The 16,343-nt window shown below is 49.8% G+C and carries 21 protein-coding genes and 1 tRNA gene; 1 reads left to right on the plus strand and 21 read right to left on the minus strand.

The window, feature by feature from the left end; translation table 11 throughout:
* Nucleotides 1-117: 117 nt before the first annotated feature.
* The 6 genes from B5E77_RS07815 to B5E77_RS07840 all read right to left on the minus strand — a co-directional run bounded on the left by B5E77_RS07815 (nt 118) and on the right by B5E77_RS07840 (nt 4,476).
* Entirely contained in the window at nt 118-360 is a 243-nt protein-coding gene (locus B5E77_RS07815) for a hypothetical protein (RefSeq protein ID WP_087164813.1), read from the minus strand.
* 115 nt (nt 361-475) lie between these two features.
* Nucleotides 476-2,191: an adenine deaminase gene (gene ade / locus B5E77_RS07820; RefSeq protein WP_087164814.1), complete on the minus strand. Its 1,716-nt coding sequence runs from the start codon at nt 2,189-2,191 to the stop codon at nt 476-478.
* Nucleotides 2,188-2,751, minus strand: coding sequence for a hypothetical protein (locus B5E77_RS07825; RefSeq protein ID WP_087164815.1), 564 nt, complete (start codon nt 2,749-2,751; stop codon nt 2,188-2,190). The genes ade and B5E77_RS07825 overlap by 4 nt, the downstream gene beginning before the upstream one ends.
* 61 nt (nt 2,752-2,812) lie before the next feature.
* Nucleotides 2,813-3,520: a hypothetical protein gene (locus B5E77_RS07830; RefSeq protein ID WP_087164816.1), complete on the minus strand. Its 708-nt coding sequence runs from the start codon at nt 3,518-3,520 to the stop codon at nt 2,813-2,815.
* Entirely contained in the window at nt 3,517-3,831 is a 315-nt protein-coding gene (locus B5E77_RS07835; protein WP_087164817.1) for a hypothetical protein, read from the minus strand. Before B5E77_RS07835 ends, B5E77_RS07830 begins: the two co-directional genes overlap by 4 nt.
* Nucleotides 3,832-3,891: 60 nt before the next feature.
* Entirely contained in the window at nt 3,892-4,476 is a 585-nt protein-coding gene (locus B5E77_RS07840; protein ID WP_143468600.1) for a DUF2625 family protein, read from the minus strand.
* Nucleotides 4,477-4,760: 284 nt separating this feature from the next.
* On the opposite strand from B5E77_RS07840, the gene B5E77_RS07845 reads away from it, so the two are divergent.
* Nucleotides 4,761-5,333: a hypothetical protein gene (locus B5E77_RS07845; RefSeq protein ID WP_087164819.1), complete on the plus strand. Its 573-nt coding sequence runs from the start codon at nt 4,761-4,763 to the stop codon at nt 5,331-5,333.
* Nucleotides 5,334-5,345: 12 nt separating this feature from the next.
* Here B5E77_RS07845 and B5E77_RS07850 read toward each other — a convergent pair.
* From B5E77_RS07850 to B5E77_RS07920, 15 genes are all read right to left on the minus strand, one after another.
* Nucleotides 5,346-5,428, minus strand: a tRNA-Leu gene (locus B5E77_RS07850).
* Between the two features lie 84 nt (nt 5,429-5,512).
* Nucleotides 5,513-6,187, minus strand: coding sequence for a YczE/YyaS/YitT family protein (locus B5E77_RS07855; protein ID WP_087164820.1), 675 nt, complete (start codon nt 6,185-6,187; stop codon nt 5,513-5,515).
* 67 nt (nt 6,188-6,254) lie between these two features.
* Entirely contained in the window at nt 6,255-7,196 is a 942-nt protein-coding gene (locus tag B5E77_RS07860) for an RluA family pseudouridine synthase (RefSeq protein WP_087164949.1), read from the minus strand.
* Entirely contained in the window at nt 7,189-7,710 is a 522-nt protein-coding gene (gene lspA / locus B5E77_RS07865; protein WP_087164821.1) for a signal peptidase II, read from the minus strand. Before lspA ends, B5E77_RS07860 begins: the two co-directional genes overlap by 8 nt.
* Nucleotides 7,711-7,714: 4 nt before the next feature.
* On the minus strand, nt 7,715-8,815 hold the full coding sequence (aroB, locus tag B5E77_RS07870) for a 3-dehydroquinate synthase (RefSeq protein ID WP_087164822.1): 1,101 nt from the start codon (nt 8,813-8,815) through the stop codon (nt 7,715-7,717).
* Nucleotides 8,816-8,833: 18 nt separating this feature from the next.
* Complete coding sequence (locus B5E77_RS07875; RefSeq protein WP_087164823.1) at nt 8,834-9,589, minus strand: YlmH/Sll1252 family protein; 756 nt, start codon at nt 9,587-9,589, stop codon at nt 8,834-8,836.
* A gap of 5 nt (nt 9,590-9,594) precedes the next feature.
* The gene (locus B5E77_RS07880) at nt 9,595-10,119 is read right to left on the minus strand and encodes a cell division protein SepF (protein WP_087164824.1); all 525 of its coding nucleotides are present in this window, start codon (nt 10,117-10,119) and stop codon (nt 9,595-9,597) included.
* A 22-nt stretch (nt 10,120-10,141) separates the two neighbouring features.
* Nucleotides 10,142-10,834, minus strand: a complete 693-nt coding sequence (locus tag B5E77_RS07885) for a YggS family pyridoxal phosphate-dependent enzyme (RefSeq protein WP_087164825.1) — start codon at nt 10,832-10,834, stop codon at nt 10,142-10,144.
* Between the two features lie 15 nt (nt 10,835-10,849).
* Nucleotides 10,850-12,307 carry an HlyD family efflux transporter periplasmic adaptor subunit gene (locus B5E77_RS07890; protein ID WP_087164826.1) on the minus strand — a complete coding sequence of 486 codons (1,458 nt, stop codon included), beginning with the start codon at nt 12,305-12,307 and terminating at the stop codon, nt 10,850-10,852.
* A gap of 132 nt (nt 12,308-12,439) precedes the next feature.
* Nucleotides 12,440-12,859 carry a twitching motility protein PilT gene (locus B5E77_RS07895; protein WP_087164827.1) on the minus strand — a complete coding sequence of 140 codons (420 nt, stop codon included), beginning with the start codon at nt 12,857-12,859 and terminating at the stop codon, nt 12,440-12,442.
* Nucleotides 12,860-12,984: 125 nt separating this feature from the next.
* Complete coding sequence (mgsA, locus tag B5E77_RS07900; RefSeq protein WP_087164828.1) at nt 12,985-13,380, minus strand: methylglyoxal synthase; 396 nt, start codon at nt 13,378-13,380, stop codon at nt 12,985-12,987.
* 15 nt (nt 13,381-13,395) lie between these two features.
* Nucleotides 13,396-14,502 carry an FtsW/RodA/SpoVE family cell cycle protein gene (locus B5E77_RS07905; protein WP_087164829.1) on the minus strand — a complete coding sequence of 369 codons (1,107 nt, stop codon included), beginning with the start codon at nt 14,500-14,502 and terminating at the stop codon, nt 13,396-13,398.
* Between the two features lie 33 nt (nt 14,503-14,535).
* Nucleotides 14,536-14,817 carry a cell division topological specificity factor MinE gene (minE, locus tag B5E77_RS07910; protein ID WP_087164830.1) on the minus strand — a complete coding sequence of 94 codons (282 nt, stop codon included), beginning with the start codon at nt 14,815-14,817 and terminating at the stop codon, nt 14,536-14,538.
* A gap of 18 nt (nt 14,818-14,835) precedes the next feature.
* The gene (gene minD, locus B5E77_RS07915; protein WP_087164831.1) at nt 14,836-15,621 is read right to left on the minus strand and encodes a septum site-determining protein MinD; all 786 of its coding nucleotides are present in this window, start codon (nt 15,619-15,621) and stop codon (nt 14,836-14,838) included.
* A gap of 23 nt (nt 15,622-15,644) precedes the next feature.
* Nucleotides 15,645-16,343, minus strand: coding sequence for a septum site-determining protein MinC (locus B5E77_RS07920; RefSeq protein WP_087164832.1), 699 nt, complete (start codon nt 16,341-16,343; stop codon nt 15,645-15,647).

A 16,343-nucleotide genomic window follows, 5' to 3' on the forward strand; every position in this document is an offset into this window, starting at 1 on the left:
ATACCCCCGCGAAAAAGTACAACCCTGCTTTGTGGAATGGCGCCAAAGTGGTTCGGAGGCGCCAGGCGGCCCGCAGGTATCAAAGAGCCGCCGGCTGCTTCAAAGCCTTACAGGGCCTTAAGAAGCGATCTCCTCCGGCCGCGCTTCCTTGAGGCTCTCCAAAACCTCCTGGGCGGAAAGACCGTTTGCCTGCATGTACTGATAAAGCTCCTGAATTTCCTCATCCCGCTTTGCTGCCTGGAGCTCCTTGCGCTCCTTCTCAAGAGACTGCAGGGCTTCTGTATGCTTTCGAATCCTTTCCGCGTTTTCTTCCAGAAGCTCCTCATAGGATTTTCTTGCTTTTGTTCTGGGTCGTGCCATAGTCTTGTCCTCCTGTATTTATGCTATTTCCATTATATACAGAAGCTGGAAGACTTATTCCAGAATTTCCAGATTGTATTTTATACAGCAAGCCGGCAAGGTCTTTCTCAGGACCTTACTGCTGCCCGTCTGCCGTCTGCCCCACAGACAGGGGAACCAGCCTTTGCCTGTCCACATCCACCAGCCCCATCGTCGTAAGCTTCAGATGCGGAATCACGGGAAGGCTGATAAAGGACATGGTCATGAACAATTCTCTGTCCGCCGGCACACCCAGCGCGTGTGCGCCTGCCCGGACCCGTTCATTCTCCGCAGCCGCCTGCGCTGCAGCCCTTCCCGTCATAAGCCCGGCATAAGGAAGGGGCATCTCTTCAACCACTCTTCCATCCCTTACCACAGCCATGCCGCCTCCCAGACTGCGGATGTGATTCGCCGCAAACGCCATGTCTCCCTCGTCTGCTCCGATCACAATCAGATTGTGGGAGTCGTGGGAGACAGAAGAGGCAAGTGCCCCGCAGCGGACGCCTGTGCCTTCTATAAAGCCAAGACCGATATGCCCGGTGTTCCGGTGCCGCTCTATCACTGCGATTTTCAGGATATCCCGTTCTGTATCAATTCCGTTCCCGGAATCAAAATCTATCTCCCGAATTCGCTCCTCTGTCAGCAGCTCTCCCTTCACAAGCCCAATGACCCTGCAGCCGTGCTTTCCATGGACGTCCACCCGGAAATCTGCCGCCGAAAGCTCTTTTACGTGGAAGGAGCTTTTTACTGCCTCCCACCGCTCCGGAGAGACCTCAGGCTCTGAAAATGGCAGAACCCTTCCCTCGGAAACCACCTTGCGCCCCGCCTTATAGACGTCCCGAACCGCCACACGCTCCAAATCATTGAGCACAAGCAAATCTGCCTGGTATCCCGGGGCTACGGCCCCCACGCGCCGGAGCCCGAAATATTCTGCCGCCTGAATCGTCGCCATCCGGATTCCCGTAACCGGATCCTTTCCCATAGCTGCAGCCTGGCGGATGATATCGTCGATATGCCCGCGTTCCAGAAGATCTGCAGGATGCTTGTCATCCGTCACCAGAAGGCAGCGCCCCGCAAAAGGCTCCTCAAACAGCGGAAGAAGCTCTTTCAGGTTTCGGGCCGCCGTTCCCTCCCGAATCAAAACGCGCTGCCCTTTTCGAATGCGCTCCATGGCCTCTTCCGCCGAAGAGCATTCGTGATCGTCTCCCACACCGGCAGCAATATACCGGTCAAGCTTTCTGCCAGTCAGAAGAGGCGCATGCCCGTTCACGATAAGTCCCCGTTCCAGGGCGTCATTTATCTTTTTCTGGAGCTTCTCATCCCCATCTGCGACTGCATGATAGCTCATGACCTCCCCAAGTCCCAGCACTCTGGGATGCCCGTAAAATGGCCGGATCTCTTCCGCTCCAAGGCTGGCACCCGATTCGTCAAATTCCGTGGCCGGCACACAAGAGGGAATCATGATATATACCGTCAGCGGCAGGCCTTCACTGGCCTCCAGCATAAACTGAATGCCTTCGGCGCCGCATACATTTGCAATTTCATGAGGATCTGCCACGACCGCCGTCGTCCCGTGAGGAAGGGCCGCCTTCGCAAATTCCACTGGAAGCAGCATACTGCTTTCTATATGGATATGACCGTCGATAAAGCCCGGGCAGATATATGTTCCGGTAAGATCCTCCTCGGCGTCCGCATCCTGACTGCAATAGTCTCCCACGCCAATAATTCTCTCATTTTCCAACAGGACCTGCGCCTTTTCTATTTCCCCGGTAAATACATTGACGACTGTCCCGTTTTTCAAAAGTGTCCTCATCCCTGTCTTCCTCCTTTATCATCTGCAAAAATAATGCGCAGCCGGCTTTTCCTGGGCAGGGCCCTGTACCCTGCCTTAAATTTTTTGACATAGGTCTCAAATTCCCCCTCCTGCGCCTTCCGTTCATCCGGGCACAGCCATGTCATGGAGGCTGCCAGCGCAGTAAATCCTCTTCTCCCCAGGTCCCCGTCAAAGCGCACGATTGTCCCATCCATATGGATTTCCAGACAGGAACGCGAGACGGTCAGTACCCGCATTTTATGATCCGCCCTGCACAGCAGGTTCCCCTCTTCATCGTAAAAAGCAATATCGTAGCCCGGATTTGTCCTTTCCCATTCCTCGCAGACCTTTTCCCTGACCCACAGCTTCTCCTGGCCGTCCAGTTCGGACAATACAGGCCTTTCTCCCACAGGTACGGACTGCTCTCTTTCCTCTATCTTATAGATTTCTTCTGCGAAGGCAGAAAAACCAGTGCCCCCTCCAATTGCACCGCAAATCCGGTATGCAGTACCTGACAGCTCAACATCCAGATTTTCTCTGCCCAGACGAATCACTCTCATGTTTGCCTCCTGCCTGCCCGTGGAGCACGCAAAACACCAGCCACTATTTGGTGCATTTGATTCATTTTCCAAATCCTTTCGTAATGATTTTTTCTGAACCAACATGTTTGATAAGATAAGCGTCCAGCTCCTCTATCCCCGCCATAAACGAATTTACCGATACCCGTTTTGACTCTGTATCTATTGTTATTTTCCGTACGTCCCAAATATCTGCCGCATCCGTTCTGCGGACAATCTTCGTAATCTCGGATACAGAAAAGCTGTATTTCCTTCCTGCCGCAGGCCTGACGGTAATCCTGTTCCCTTCAGCCGTAATCCTGAACCGCCCTATCCCAAATCCGAAAATAAGAATCAGCCCTGTAAGTACGACACTGGGGAGCTCGAACGTTATACGAAACAACGGATCGGCCAGATCCAATATTTCCATCAGCAGGATCGGGAGCCACAGGCCAACAAGCACTGCAGCCATGAGCACATAATAACCGAGCTTTGGCCAACCGGCCTGTATTTTCAGCCCAAGCTCCTCTTCAAACAGCAGGCGTCCCTCATCATCAGAAAACAATATTTTAAAGCTGTCGTTTTGCTGATGCCTTATGACCTTATGGATCAGGTTAAGCCTGTCCTCTTCCGTCGCTTCCCCCTTTTTCTTAAGCCAGAGGATAGACCCGGCGTCCGCATAAAAGCCGTTGCTGCAAAGCTCCCCGTAAAATCTCGCGATATTTCCCTCGTCTTCAATCTGCACTTGTCCTCTGTCGCCTGTAATCTTCACTTCGCAGCTTTCCCCTCCCCAAATCCATCCAGTTCCGGAAATAGTCCGTCCACATCTTGATTATCTACAGAAAATTCATGCTGGAGATAATAAAAACCGCACAGCTTACTGATAGAAAGGACAGAACTATATTGGACCTTAAAATTCTCCTTCACAAACCTTCTGAACTGAAATACAATATCTGCCGAAGGTTCTCCAGCCGAATCATGATGCATTACATTCGTGCACATTTTTTCTACGGAGTTTACCAAATCTGAAATAAATTCGAGCTCCCTGCACCAGCATGAAGCAAAAAGCTCTTTAATTTCCATTTATATAAATCTCTGTAATTACACCTTCAATCTCTTTATGCATAACTGTAAACTCCCCGTTTATTTCAGCTCTTGAAAGCTTTTATAAAATTCGCCATTCAGCTCCAACAGCTCCCTGTACGGGACCAGCTTCTTATCCGCAGCATCAATGTCACATTCCTTCGCCCATAAAAAGGGATACATCAGAATTCCCTGGCCCAGCTGCAGGCGGTTTATCACCTCTTCGCTCTTATCCCAAAGAAAACAGGAATAGAATCCCCTTAAGCTTCCGCTTGCCAGCCAGCGTACAAAATCATCGCCATCCTTCTCTGTATTTTCCCATTCAAGGGTGTCAGGCGCAAAATACTGAATGGTTCCTTTGACAGCGAAAAGACCGCCAAAAGCATCATACGCCACAATGTCATTTTTCTCTCCAAATGCTTTTTCGGCTTCCTGATTGAATAAATGAACATTTTCATAGGGACTCTTTCCTGCCCCTAACAGCCTTAAATATTTATTGATCACGATAGAGTCCGTATTATTTCGAATCGCCTCTATCCTTGTATCATTTCTATCTGTAGTGATCTCTTTTTCGAAAATCTCAACCTGATTTACCGAGCTTAACAGCTCATTTTTCACTCTGTTCCATTCCATCCTGCTATCCAAACGGCCCCCTGTATCACATGATTGCTCTTGCCCCTAATTTTATCATACCACCCAAACCATGGAAATACCCTGTTTGGGCAAAATAATTGATTCCACTCGCTTTATCAGCAAAATTCATCCGATTTCACTGCTGCATTTTACTGTACTTTCTCCTTTTAACAGGACGCTGTCTATGATATACTATCTTCGTCATCCGTTAGAATTATTTTAACTCAAACGGTGATATATTTGAATAGGAACAGCAAATATAATTACATAATTGTATAAGATTTGGAGACAGGAATATGAAATTATTCAGAAAAAAAGAAATAGATCCGTTTTTTAAATTATTTGAAATTCCCTGTGATTACGACGGATATGATCTTGTATTCGAGCAGGGAAAAACATCGCCTGACATATATTACAGCATAAATGAAATCATAACAAATGGAAAATATGAAATAAAAACAGACAAAATAAAACACTTAACGATAGATTCAAGCCTGGATGAATTCTATGTTTTTTATGATGAATGGCTGGAAGAACTGCTGAAAGAAGGCTTTGTATTCCGCCTGGATGCTGAGACTCCCATTGAAGAATTTGCCCAGGCAATTATCAAAATGCTGAAAATCCATGCATTTGAGGCTCCTTTAAACGAAAATGACATGATCGAACACTATAAACACGAGCTAAGAGAAATGGGGATAAACGAAGCAATCAATTATGATGTATTAATGGCCAATACAGCAGCGGCCGAATTGAGAAGGTATAAGATAGAGTTAATAGATTTATTTGATGGATTCAGCAATTGCGATTTTGCAATCATACCAGAGCACCAGATTCCAGCTCTGAAGAAGCTGGAGGAATCTGTGAAATAAATTTATCAAAACTGCCGGCGATGGGACTTGAACCCATACGCGGTTGCCCGCAACAGATTTTGAGTCTGCCTCGTCTGCCATTCCGACACGCCGGCCCTTTGCTCTCTGCAGTCACCTGCAGCGCTTTTATATTCTAGCACAGGCGGCCTGAAATGGCAAGCAGATTTTTTCTGCACCTTCTACCTGATCGAAAACCATTTCCTGGTAACCGGCAGCCAGAACTGCACCAGAGGACCTGTAAGAAAAGCCGCCGCGATCGTTCCCGCGCCGACTGTGCCACCGAGCAGAAAACCCAGCGCCACAAAAAACAAATCACAGGCCACACGAATCCAGCGGAATTCTACTCTCTCTATTTTATCCGACAGAATGACCGCCACCAGATCATTGGGCCCCGTACCGGCATTGCTGTTGATCACAATGGACATTCCCAGCGCAAGGATCACACAGCCGGCCAGCATGCTTACAATCCGCACGCCCATGACAGACTCTCCACTGATATATCCGCCCAGCAGCCAGGTAAAGAGATCTATAATCGGGCCGCCGCAAAACGCACAGACCACAGTGCCCGGCTTTACATAGCCCTTTGTCGTCAGAAGCATTACAACCATCAGAATACAGAGCACAATCACATGGACTGTGCCGACTGTCAGGCCGGACAATACGGAAAGTCCCTGAATAAATACTGTAAACGTATCCGTCCCCAGCTCTGATAAAAGAAAAAGCGTTACGCCCAGGTGGGCAATGGTCAGTCCAAGCAAAAGGACAAGCAGCGCTCTGGCCCAGTCTGCAGGACTCCTGCCGGAGGTATCCGCTGAAAATTTTGTCCGTTCTTCTTTTACACGGTCCTTTTTCATGACGCATTCTCTCTTTCCAGTTCATAATTTTTCGACTCAGAAAACAACTGCTCCCTGTACCGTGCTCTCACACAGTCCTTCGAAGCTTTCTTAAAAGCTCCTCGAAATATTCCGGGAGCGGAGCCTCAAACTCCATATATTCGCCTGTGGAGGGATGTACAAAGCCAAGAACCATCGCATGGAGCGTCTGTCCCTCCAGATGGAAGGGATTTTTTCCGCGGCCGTAGACCTCGTCCCCGAGAAGCGGATGCCCGATGCTGGCCATGTGGACACGGATCTGGTGCGTGCGTCCTGTCTCCAGCCGGCATTCGATATAGGTGTAAGCTCCAAAGCGTTCCAGGACCCGGTAATGGGTGACCGCCTGCTTTCCTCCCGAGCGCACGACAGCCATTTTTTTTCGTTCCACCGGATGGCGGCCGATGGGCGCGTCTACCGTTCCCTCGTCCTCCTTCAGATTGCCGCAGACCAGGGCACGGTAGCGCCGGGTGATCGTATGCTCCTTCAGCTGTCCGGCCAGCGCGTTGTGAGCGCGGTCATTTTTGCAGGCAATCAAAACTCCTGTGGTATCCCTGTCTATCCGGTGCACGATGCCGGGGCGCAGAATTCCATTGATTCCGGACAGCTCTCCCTGGCAGTGAAACAGGAGCGCATTTACAAGCGTGCCTGTATGATGGCCCGCCGAAGGGTGCACAACCATCCCCTTTGGTTTATTTACCAGAATGACGTCTCTGTCCTCGTAAAGAATATCAAGCGGCAGCTCCTCCGGCAGAATCTCCAGCTCCTTCGCCTCTGGGAGCGTCAGCTCAATCTTCATTCCCTGCGAAAGCTTCACTCCGGCTTTTGCCGGTCTTCCCTCAAGCAGTACGCTGCCGTCACGAATCAGCTTCTGCAGATAAGAACGGGTAAGCTCCGGTTCGCATTCAGACAGATATTGATCCAGACGCCGGCCTGCTCCTGCCGTATCCACTTCATAGACCTGCGTCTCTATCCGTTCCGAAATCTCAGGCATCTTTTTTCCCACCCTGCCTCTTCAGGCTTAAAAATCCCAGCTCCTCTTCCTTATATACGAAAAGGATCAGAACAGCCAGCAGCACCGCTCCCACCGTCACATAGCAGTCCGCCACGTTGAATACCGGGAAATCAATCAGCTTAAAATACAGAAAATCCACTACGTAGGAATAGCGCATCCGGTCGATGAGATTCCCGACAGCTCCTGCTGCCAGGAAAACCGCCACCAGCCGCATCATAAAAAATCTTTTTCCCGCCGGGAGACGGTTGTAGAAAAAAACAATCAGGATAAGGATAAGGAGCGTACATACCAGAAAGACGGCCTTCTGTCCCTGAAGGATGCCAAAGGCTGCCCCCCTGTTCTCCAGGTAATGAAGCTCAAAGACTCCATCCCAAAGAACAATGGGGCTCTGTCCCTTCAAACGCAGTACCGCCAGATGCTTCGTCCACTGATCCAGGGCAATCAGAACGATCGCCGCCAGAATTCCAATCAGATTGTATTTCTGTCTTGTCATCGTATCAATCCTCTGTAATCCAATTTATCGCGTCCAGGAGCTCTTCCTCTGTCACCGACTGATCCACAAAAGCGTCTCCTGTCTGCCTGAGCAGAATAAACCGGATGCTGCCCGCATCCATCTTCTTGTCTGACTTTGTAGTGCGGAGCACCTGCGCAGGGTCAATGCCGCTCACCTTCACAGGAAGGGAAAAGCTTTTCAGCGCTTCACAAATCCTTAAGACCGCCGCCTCGTCCAAAAGGCCCCGCTTCCAGGAAAGGTAGGCCGCCGCCGCACAGCCTGCGGCTACGCATTCCCCGTGATACATCTGAAAGTCCTTCAGCTTCTCTACGGCATGCCCTATCGTATGTCCGAAATTCAGGAGCGCTCTTTCTCCCTGCTCTGTAGGATCCTTCTCCACGACATCCCGCTTGATCCGGCAGCTTTCCAGGATCATCGGCATCAGTGCATTCATCCTTCTTTCCAGAATCTCCTGCCGGTGATCGATCAGCCACTGAAAATATTCCGCATTTTTTATCAGCCCATGCTTCAGAATCTCCGCCATCCCTGATGTGAACTGCCGCTCGGGAAGAGTCTTCAGCACAGAAAGATTCATATATACCAGCCGTGGCATGTGAAAGGCTCCGACCATGTTTTTATAGCTGTCAAAATCCACCCCTGTCTTGCCGCCGATGCTGCTGTCCACCTGGGACAACAGTGTAGTAGGAATCTGGATAAAGCCGATTCCCCGCAGATACGTCGCCGCGGCAAAGCCGGTCAGATCGCCGATGACGCCGCCGCCCAGAGCTGCCAGCATATCCTTCCGATCAAAGTGCTCCAGAATCAGATGCTCATAAAGCCCGCGCACAGTATCCAGCGTCTTATATTTTTCTCCCGCTTCGATCGTATAGACCGTTACGGTTCTAAACGCTTCTGACAGCCTTCTTCGGACCTCGTCCGCATAAAGCGGGCCCACATGGCTGTCTGTCACAATACAGACCCTTCTGCCTTTTACGGAAAGCTCCGACACACATTCGGAAAGCTTTTCAAAATCCTCCTCCAGCCGGATCGAATAGCAGAACGCTCCGTCTCTCCGAACCGGAAGAGTCTGTCCCTCTTTTTCCATACGAGTTTTCATCCTTCCTCAAATATAGCGCAGGAGTGTCACATACTCCCGCCCCTTTTTTGATTGTCCGCCGCCTCCCTGAAACCGAAAGCGCCCCATTCCGCGCACAGACACCAGATCTCCTTCCCGGGGCTGATATCCGTTGGATGTGACAAGCTTCCCGTTCACAAAGACCCGGCCGCCCTCAATCAGCCCGGTCAGGCTGCTTCTGGAGGCTCCAAACGCCAGAGAAAGAAGCCGGTCCAGACGTACCGAGGCCACAGTACCCGTAATTTCTTTATATTTTGGCTCATAATGAAAATTTTCTGCTTCTACAGGAACAACAGACACTGTCGTATGCCTTACCCTGGTCAGATTGTCGCAGATGAAGGACGCCATGCGCGTCAGACAGAACAGATACGCCTGCTTCTCCTCCACAAGAATATCACCGAGGCAGCTTCTGTCCAGTCCCAGATTCAGCACAGCTCCCAGGTAATCTCTGTGTGTGAGCTCCTCCGCAAACTTTTCCTGAAGAGGAGCAAGCTTAAGACAGGAGATCGGCGGTTCTGTACAAAACAGGGGAGCCTCAGGCCGGAATACCGCGATCTGACGCTCCGCTAATTCATATCCGCCAAAGCTCTCTGTGACAAGGTAAGAAAGCTTCGGCCGGGTCTCCTGAAAAATATTCAGTTCATTCAAATTCAGAAAATCGGAATATACAGCGGTCCCTCTCTGATACGCCAGCTCTCCCAGCTCCAGAAACCGCTTTTCCAGCTGCTGCTCTTCCTTCGTCATGGCTGCTAGAACTTACTGTACACCGACGGAATATCGATGGCGCCGCTTAAAATGTCCTGCAGATCACCGGAAATATCCACGTTCTTCGGCGTGACGATAAAGATAGATGCGGTTACCTTACGAAGCTTTCCGCCAATGGCAAAGCAGGAGCCGGATGTGAAATCAATAATCCTCTGAGCCACATCCACGTCCAGCCCTTCAAAATTCAATACAACCGTACGGTTGCTGAGAAGCGTCTCGGTAACCTCCTGGGAATCCTCAAAACTGTTTGGTTTAATCACGCATACTTCCATTCCGCTGCCCTGCTTTCTGGAGGCCTGCCGGATCGGAGTCACCTTCTGGGGCTTCGCTTTTGCCGGGGTTTCCTCCTCATAGTCGTCCTCGTCCTCATCTCTTCTCCTCTTGAAGATTTTCTTTCGAGGCTTCTCATCGTCATAGTCATCATAATCGTCATCGTAATCATCGTACTCGTCGTCGTACTCGTCTCCTCCGAGCTTCATGACATCCAGAAATTTATCGATTACACTCATATGCAAATCTCCAATCTATCTTTTATATAGTATAGTCTCGTTTTCCGAAAATTCCTGTCCCAACGCGGATCATCGTCGCGCCTTCCTCAATAGCGACCTCATAATCTCCAGTCATTCCCATGGACAAAATATTCATAGATACATTATCAATGTTTTTGTTTTTTATGTCAACACATAATTTCTTTAAATTGGCAAAATGTACGCGGTTATCCTCCGCATTTTCCACATAAGGGGCAATCGTCATCAGTCCTTTGACAGCGATCGACGGCAGCTTTGCGATCTCCCGGATCAGGCCCTCTGCCTCTTCCGGCTTCACGCCGAACTTGCTCTCTTCCCCTGCAATATTGACCTCTATCAGTACCGGAACCGCGATCCCCTTTTTGAGGCCCTCCGCGCTGATGGTCTCTGCCAGGCGCAGACTGTCCACCGAATGGATCAGGCAGACCTTGTCCACCACATATTTGACCTTGTTCCGCTGCAGATGGCCAATCAGGTGCCAGCGGATATCCTTCGGGAGCTGTTCATATTTCCCGCAGAGCTCCTGCACCTTATTCTCTCCGAAATCTCTCGTTCCACCCGGAAGCAGCTCCTCTATCATAGACACCGGCTTCGTCTTGCTGACTGCAATCAGCGTCACCTCTTCCCGCTTCCGCCCTGCTCTTTCACAGGCCGCGCAGATTTTTTCTTCCACCCTTGCAAGATTCTCAACTACCATTTTTTCATACTCCTCCTAATAGATCACCTGATCCTCTGTGACAGTGTTGGCATTCAGCACAATATGGTCGTAGACAGACAGGCCGTAGCTGGTTCCTTCCTCTACAATACAGTACTCTTCATTCTCATACAGAACCTGAATGATACGGAAGATCGTATATCCCTTGTTTATATTGTAAACGCCCTTCAGCTTCTCTGTCTGGCCCACCTGGTAATATTCCGCAGAATCTTCTTTTACCAGCAGGTCTCCGCTTTCCAGAAGCTTCGTGGAGGTGCTGAAATCCTCCTCCTCCGGATTCACATAAGCATACTGGTCGTCCTGGTAGTAGATCGTGGAATCTACAAATTCCATCGACTCTGTACCATCCTCCGATACCGTCTTTTTCATGAAACCGGTTTTGTCCTCAGACTTGGTGATATAAGAAACGTCAATAACGAAGAAATCCTTCTCTGTCACAGCCGACTGGGGTATCTTCAGGCCTACCGTCTCATCCCGGAGGATCTCAAAATCCAGATACCGGTCTCCGGCATACCGGATCATGGAATTCACAAAAGTGAGTACCCCATAGGCCTGGCCGTCCACATACTGTACGGTTACAGAAGGCCAGACAATCTCGTCATCCTTATCAAAACGGATCTGTATATAAGTCGTATTCTGCGTCACCGTTCCGTCGTCGGCTGTCGTCTGGTTAGCCTCCATCTCGTCCAGAATATAGCTCTCCATCTCCTGATCCAGAGGGAATACCAGCTGCCAGTCCTCTTCCGTCACCAGCTTGTACACCGGATCTCCCTCACTCACCAGATCCGCCGTGCGCAGATCCTGACGCTCGTACCCGTCTTCGTCAAACCAGGCCGGATCAATAGACTCTGATGTAGCGTCCTCCAGTCCGTCTATGTAATATTCCACGACTCCCGCCGTAGCTGCGTTATATCTGGTGAACAGCTCTCCTGCGTCTTCCGACGCACTGTCCAGCTGCTCAATCATATTCTGATTCACCAGATCCAGAATCGCAGAATCTACGTTCGCCTTAAAATCATATACCTCCGCAAAATTCATATCCGAATAATTGCTCTGATACGAGCTGATGCTGGAGCGTATCTCGCTGTAATCCTCCTCGCCCAGGCTTATCTCCCCGGCGCTCTCCTCCAGAAGCTCAGACATTCTTCCGCTCTCGTCCACCGTGTAGACTGTGGACAGCACCGATACCTTTTCTCCCTCCGCCGCATAATAATTGATATACCCGGCCTTCTCCGCGCTATATACCTGCTCAGTGCGGAGAGCTACTCCTGTATAATGATAATCTGCGGCCAGATTTCCTTTAATCACCTCGTAACCGGATATGTGATCGGAAGTAAAATACAGATAGACACAGACTATCAGATACACCGCGATAAATCCAAAAAATACAACGCCAATGTTGAACGGGCGTCTGTATCTGACAATTTTTTTATTCTTTTTTCTTCCGTCCGCCACTGGCTCAACTCCTCCATACGCAGTTTTTACGCTGTTATTTCGGTATCCCCGGAAAAACCGACAAATTTTCCGGTGTAATGATAAGGCTGCCGCAAAGCCTTCTCTTTTGCGGCAGCCCCCGTTATGTACAATTTAGCAGGAAATAATCACCTGCTCTTTTGCAAATTCAGGCAGGTCCTTCTCCTCCACGGAAATACTGAGACAGAAATTGACTTTAAACTGCTCGCTGATCTGATTCAGCTGGGTCAGGGAATCCGTCAGATCCGCTCCCTCCAGGTTCGCCACCTTCAGAAAGCTGTCTATATACATCTGCTCCAAATCGTAATCCTGGGAAATAATTCCACAGATAAATCCGATAAATTCATCGCTGTTTTTTAAGGGGTAATCCTTTACGTTGATAAGCCGTACCTTATTGTCCAGCTCATGCATATGCTTTGTGCTCTTGTCAAGATATACGATATTTCCTGACGCTGTCTTAATCTGGCTGTTTACTCTGTCCAGCAGATGCTTTGTCTTTCCGTCCCCTTTACTTCCTACAATCAATTGTACCATAGCCATGTCCTCCTTGGGTCCTGTATATTTTTGAGGCAGCGTCCCCCGGACGCCGCCGTCCTATCAGATAACCATATTATAGTCTATATGCCCAAAAAACTCAACTGTTATTTCCCGGCTTTAGACTAATTATACAATTCTCTCCATTCCATATCGCCGCGATCCAGGGCTTTTATCAAAAGCTCCGCCGTAGCCAGGTTTGTCGCCAGAGGAATATTGTAGGTATCACAGAGCCGCACCACATTGTTTACGTCAGGCTCATGACTTTTCGGATTCTGCGGATCCCGCAGGAATATTACCAAGTCCATCTGATTGTGCTCGATCTGCGCAGCCAGCTGCTGCTCGCCCCCCAGATGGCCGGCCAGGTACTTGTGTACATTCAGATTTGTCACCTCAGCAATCAGCCGTCCGGTTGTGCCGGTCGCGTACAGATTATGTTTGCAGAGGATCCCCCTGTAAGCGATGCAGAAATTCTGCATCAGTTTTTTCTTTGCGTCGTGTGCGATTAGTCCAATGTTCACATGAACACCCCCAAGTTAATATTTTTTCGGCTGCAGGCCGACATTCAGGACAAAACCGATTGACATGAAAAGCGTCACCAGGGAAGTCATTCCATAGCTGACAAAGGGCAGCGGAATTCCCGTATTGGGCATCAGCCCTGTGGCCACGCAGATATTGACAAAGCTCTGAAACCCGATATAACCTGCAACCCCACAACAGATCAGGGTCCCCGAAAACTCTCTGGAGCGTCTGCCTATCTGTATACATTCTAACACAATCAGCGCCAATAGTAAAATAATTGTTGCGCAGCCGATAAATCCAAGCTCCTCCCCTGCCACCGCAAAGATAAAATCCGTCTGCGGCTCCGCGATAAAGCTGCCGTTTTTCACAGAGGTAACCAGGTTGTTATTCAGCCCCTTTCCCACCAGCTGGCCCGATCCGATAGCGGTAATCGAATTCTGCTGCTGATAAGCCTCGTCCGCATACACGGCCGGGTTCAGCCATGCCAGGATACGCCGCCGCTGGTAATCCTCCACAATCGTCTGGTCAGGCTGCATTATCAGGCTGATGAAAACCACGACTGCAGGAATTCCTACAACGAGCGCCCCTCCGATCAGCTTCCAGCTTAAGCCCGCCGCAAAAATCACTGTCACAAAAATCACGCACAGTGAGATCGTTGTAGACAAGTCTGGCTGGTTTACCACAAGAAAGGCCGGAAGGCCAAACAACAGGGCTGACAGTCCGAGAATCTTCCAGGTGTTCAGGATATCCTTGTATTTTTCAAAAAATTTCGCAAAAAACAGAATCAGACAGAGCTTACACAGCTCCGAGGGCTGAAAACGGAAGCCCCCCAGGTTCAGCCACCGAACCGCGCCGTTGGCCCCATCTCCCAGGGGCGTCTCCACCAAAAGGAGCAGCAGCAGGTTGAATGCATAGATCAGCCAGTAAAACTTCAGAACCCAGTTGTAATCGATCAGCGAAATGACAACCATTGCCACCGTTCCAAGGACCATCCCGAAAATCTGCTGATCCTGAACAGACTTTTCCGCGCTCCCTATGACCAGAATTCCTATGATTGTAATCGCAAACACATAACACACAAGCCGGAACCTGTAATCCCTCAACCGATACTGTCTTAACATAATTCTCCTCTATTCTTCCCGCCGGCTATCTCTTTATCTCCTTTCCGAAGAATGCTTTAAATCCTTAATCGGAATATTGGCGCACAGAGCGGGTACACGGCCATTTGAGCCGTCTGACTCTGTCTGCGTGATCTGGATGTCCAGATGATCACAGTCAATTTCCATATATTTTGAGATAACCTTGATAATATCATTTTTAATCAGCTCCATGACCTCGGGGGAGCAGTTTGCCCGGTCGGAGATCAGAAGCAGCTTCAGGCGGTCCTTCGCCACGTCACCGGAACTCTTTTTCCGGAAAAAATCCATCAAAGCCATAATTATTTCCCCCTTCGCTTATTTAAACAGCTTTGCAATCTTCGCAAAGAAGCCGTTATTGGCTTCCAGATTCATCAGGGGTACTTCTTCACCCAGAATCCGCTTACAGATATTCATATAGGCGGTTCCGGCCAGGGAAGAATCTCCTGCCAGAGGCTCTCCCTGGTTTGTAGCGATGACAATGTGCTCGTCATCCGGCACAGCGCCGATCAGATCGATGGCGAGAATGTCAATCACATCTTCAATGGACATCATATCGCCGCGCTTTACCATATCCATGCGCAGGCGGTTTACAATCAGGTTGATTTGATGAATGTCATTGGCCTCCAGCAGACCGATAATACGATCCGCGTCACGGATAGCCGACACCTCCGGCGTCGTGACGATCAGGGCTCTGTCAGCAGCGGCAATGGCATTTTTAAAGCCCTGCTCAATGCCTGCCGGGCAGTCCAGCAGTATGTAATCAAACTCCGGGCGCAGCTCTTCGATCAGCTTCTTCATCTGCTCGGGGTTTACAGCCGTCTTATCTCTGGTCTGCGCGGATGGCAGCAGACAAAGGTTGGAATACCGCTTGTCCTTGATCAGGGCCTGCTTCATACGGCAGTTTCCTTCTACCACGTCAACCAGATTGTAGACAATCCGGTTTTCCAATCCCATCACCACATCCAGATTCCGAAGTCCGATATCCGTATCGATCATTACGACGCTTTTTCCGAGCTTTGCAAGGCCCGTACCGATGTTCGCCGTGGAGGTCGTCTTTCCCACGCCGCCTTTCCCGGATGTAATCACAATCACTTCACTCATAGCTTTTTCCTCCAAACCCTTTTCTATAAATTAATATCATTCAATACCTCTTTTGTGATAGGCTCTATATAAATATTTCCTTCCTCCACAAACGCAATTTTCGGCGTGTCATCCGCCTTCTTTCTGCGGACATTCCGGACAGGCCGGCTGTCAGAGCTTCTTGCAATCACATCGCCGATCCGGATCTGCATGGGATCCATCGCCAGCGCAGCCACAAAGGCGGATTCATTTCCCGAGGCTCCCACATAGACATTTCCCTTCAGAGTCCCCAGCACGATTACATTCCCTTTGGACACCACTCTGGCGCCGGGGTTCACATCTCCCAGAATGACGATGCTGGTCTCAGACTCCAGCACCTGACCGGATCGCAGGGTCCCCTTGTAAAAGCGTCCATCCTGAAGATTCATCAGTTCTCCGCCCTCTCCCTGCTGCCTCTCCAGCGCCTGCTTCATTGCCTGCTCCACAGCCTCATTCTGATCTGCGATGCACATCACCTGTATCTGGCAGTTCGCTGATATAATATCGGAAAGCTCCAGCTCTTCTTCAAAAGACAGGCCTCTTCCCTGAAAGCACAGAGCCATCTGAGCGTCCCCGAAGAATTTGGCCGAGGTACGGAATTTCTCAGCCACATCCTTCTTCAGAGTCTCCCAATCTGTCTTTTCATCCAAAACGACAATCAGTCCATGCTTATTGCTCTTTATGACAACCGACTGATTCGACAT

Source organism: Lachnoclostridium sp. An131 (assembly GCF_002160825.1).
GTDB lineage: Bacteria > Bacillota > Clostridia > Lachnospirales > Lachnospiraceae > Laedolimicola.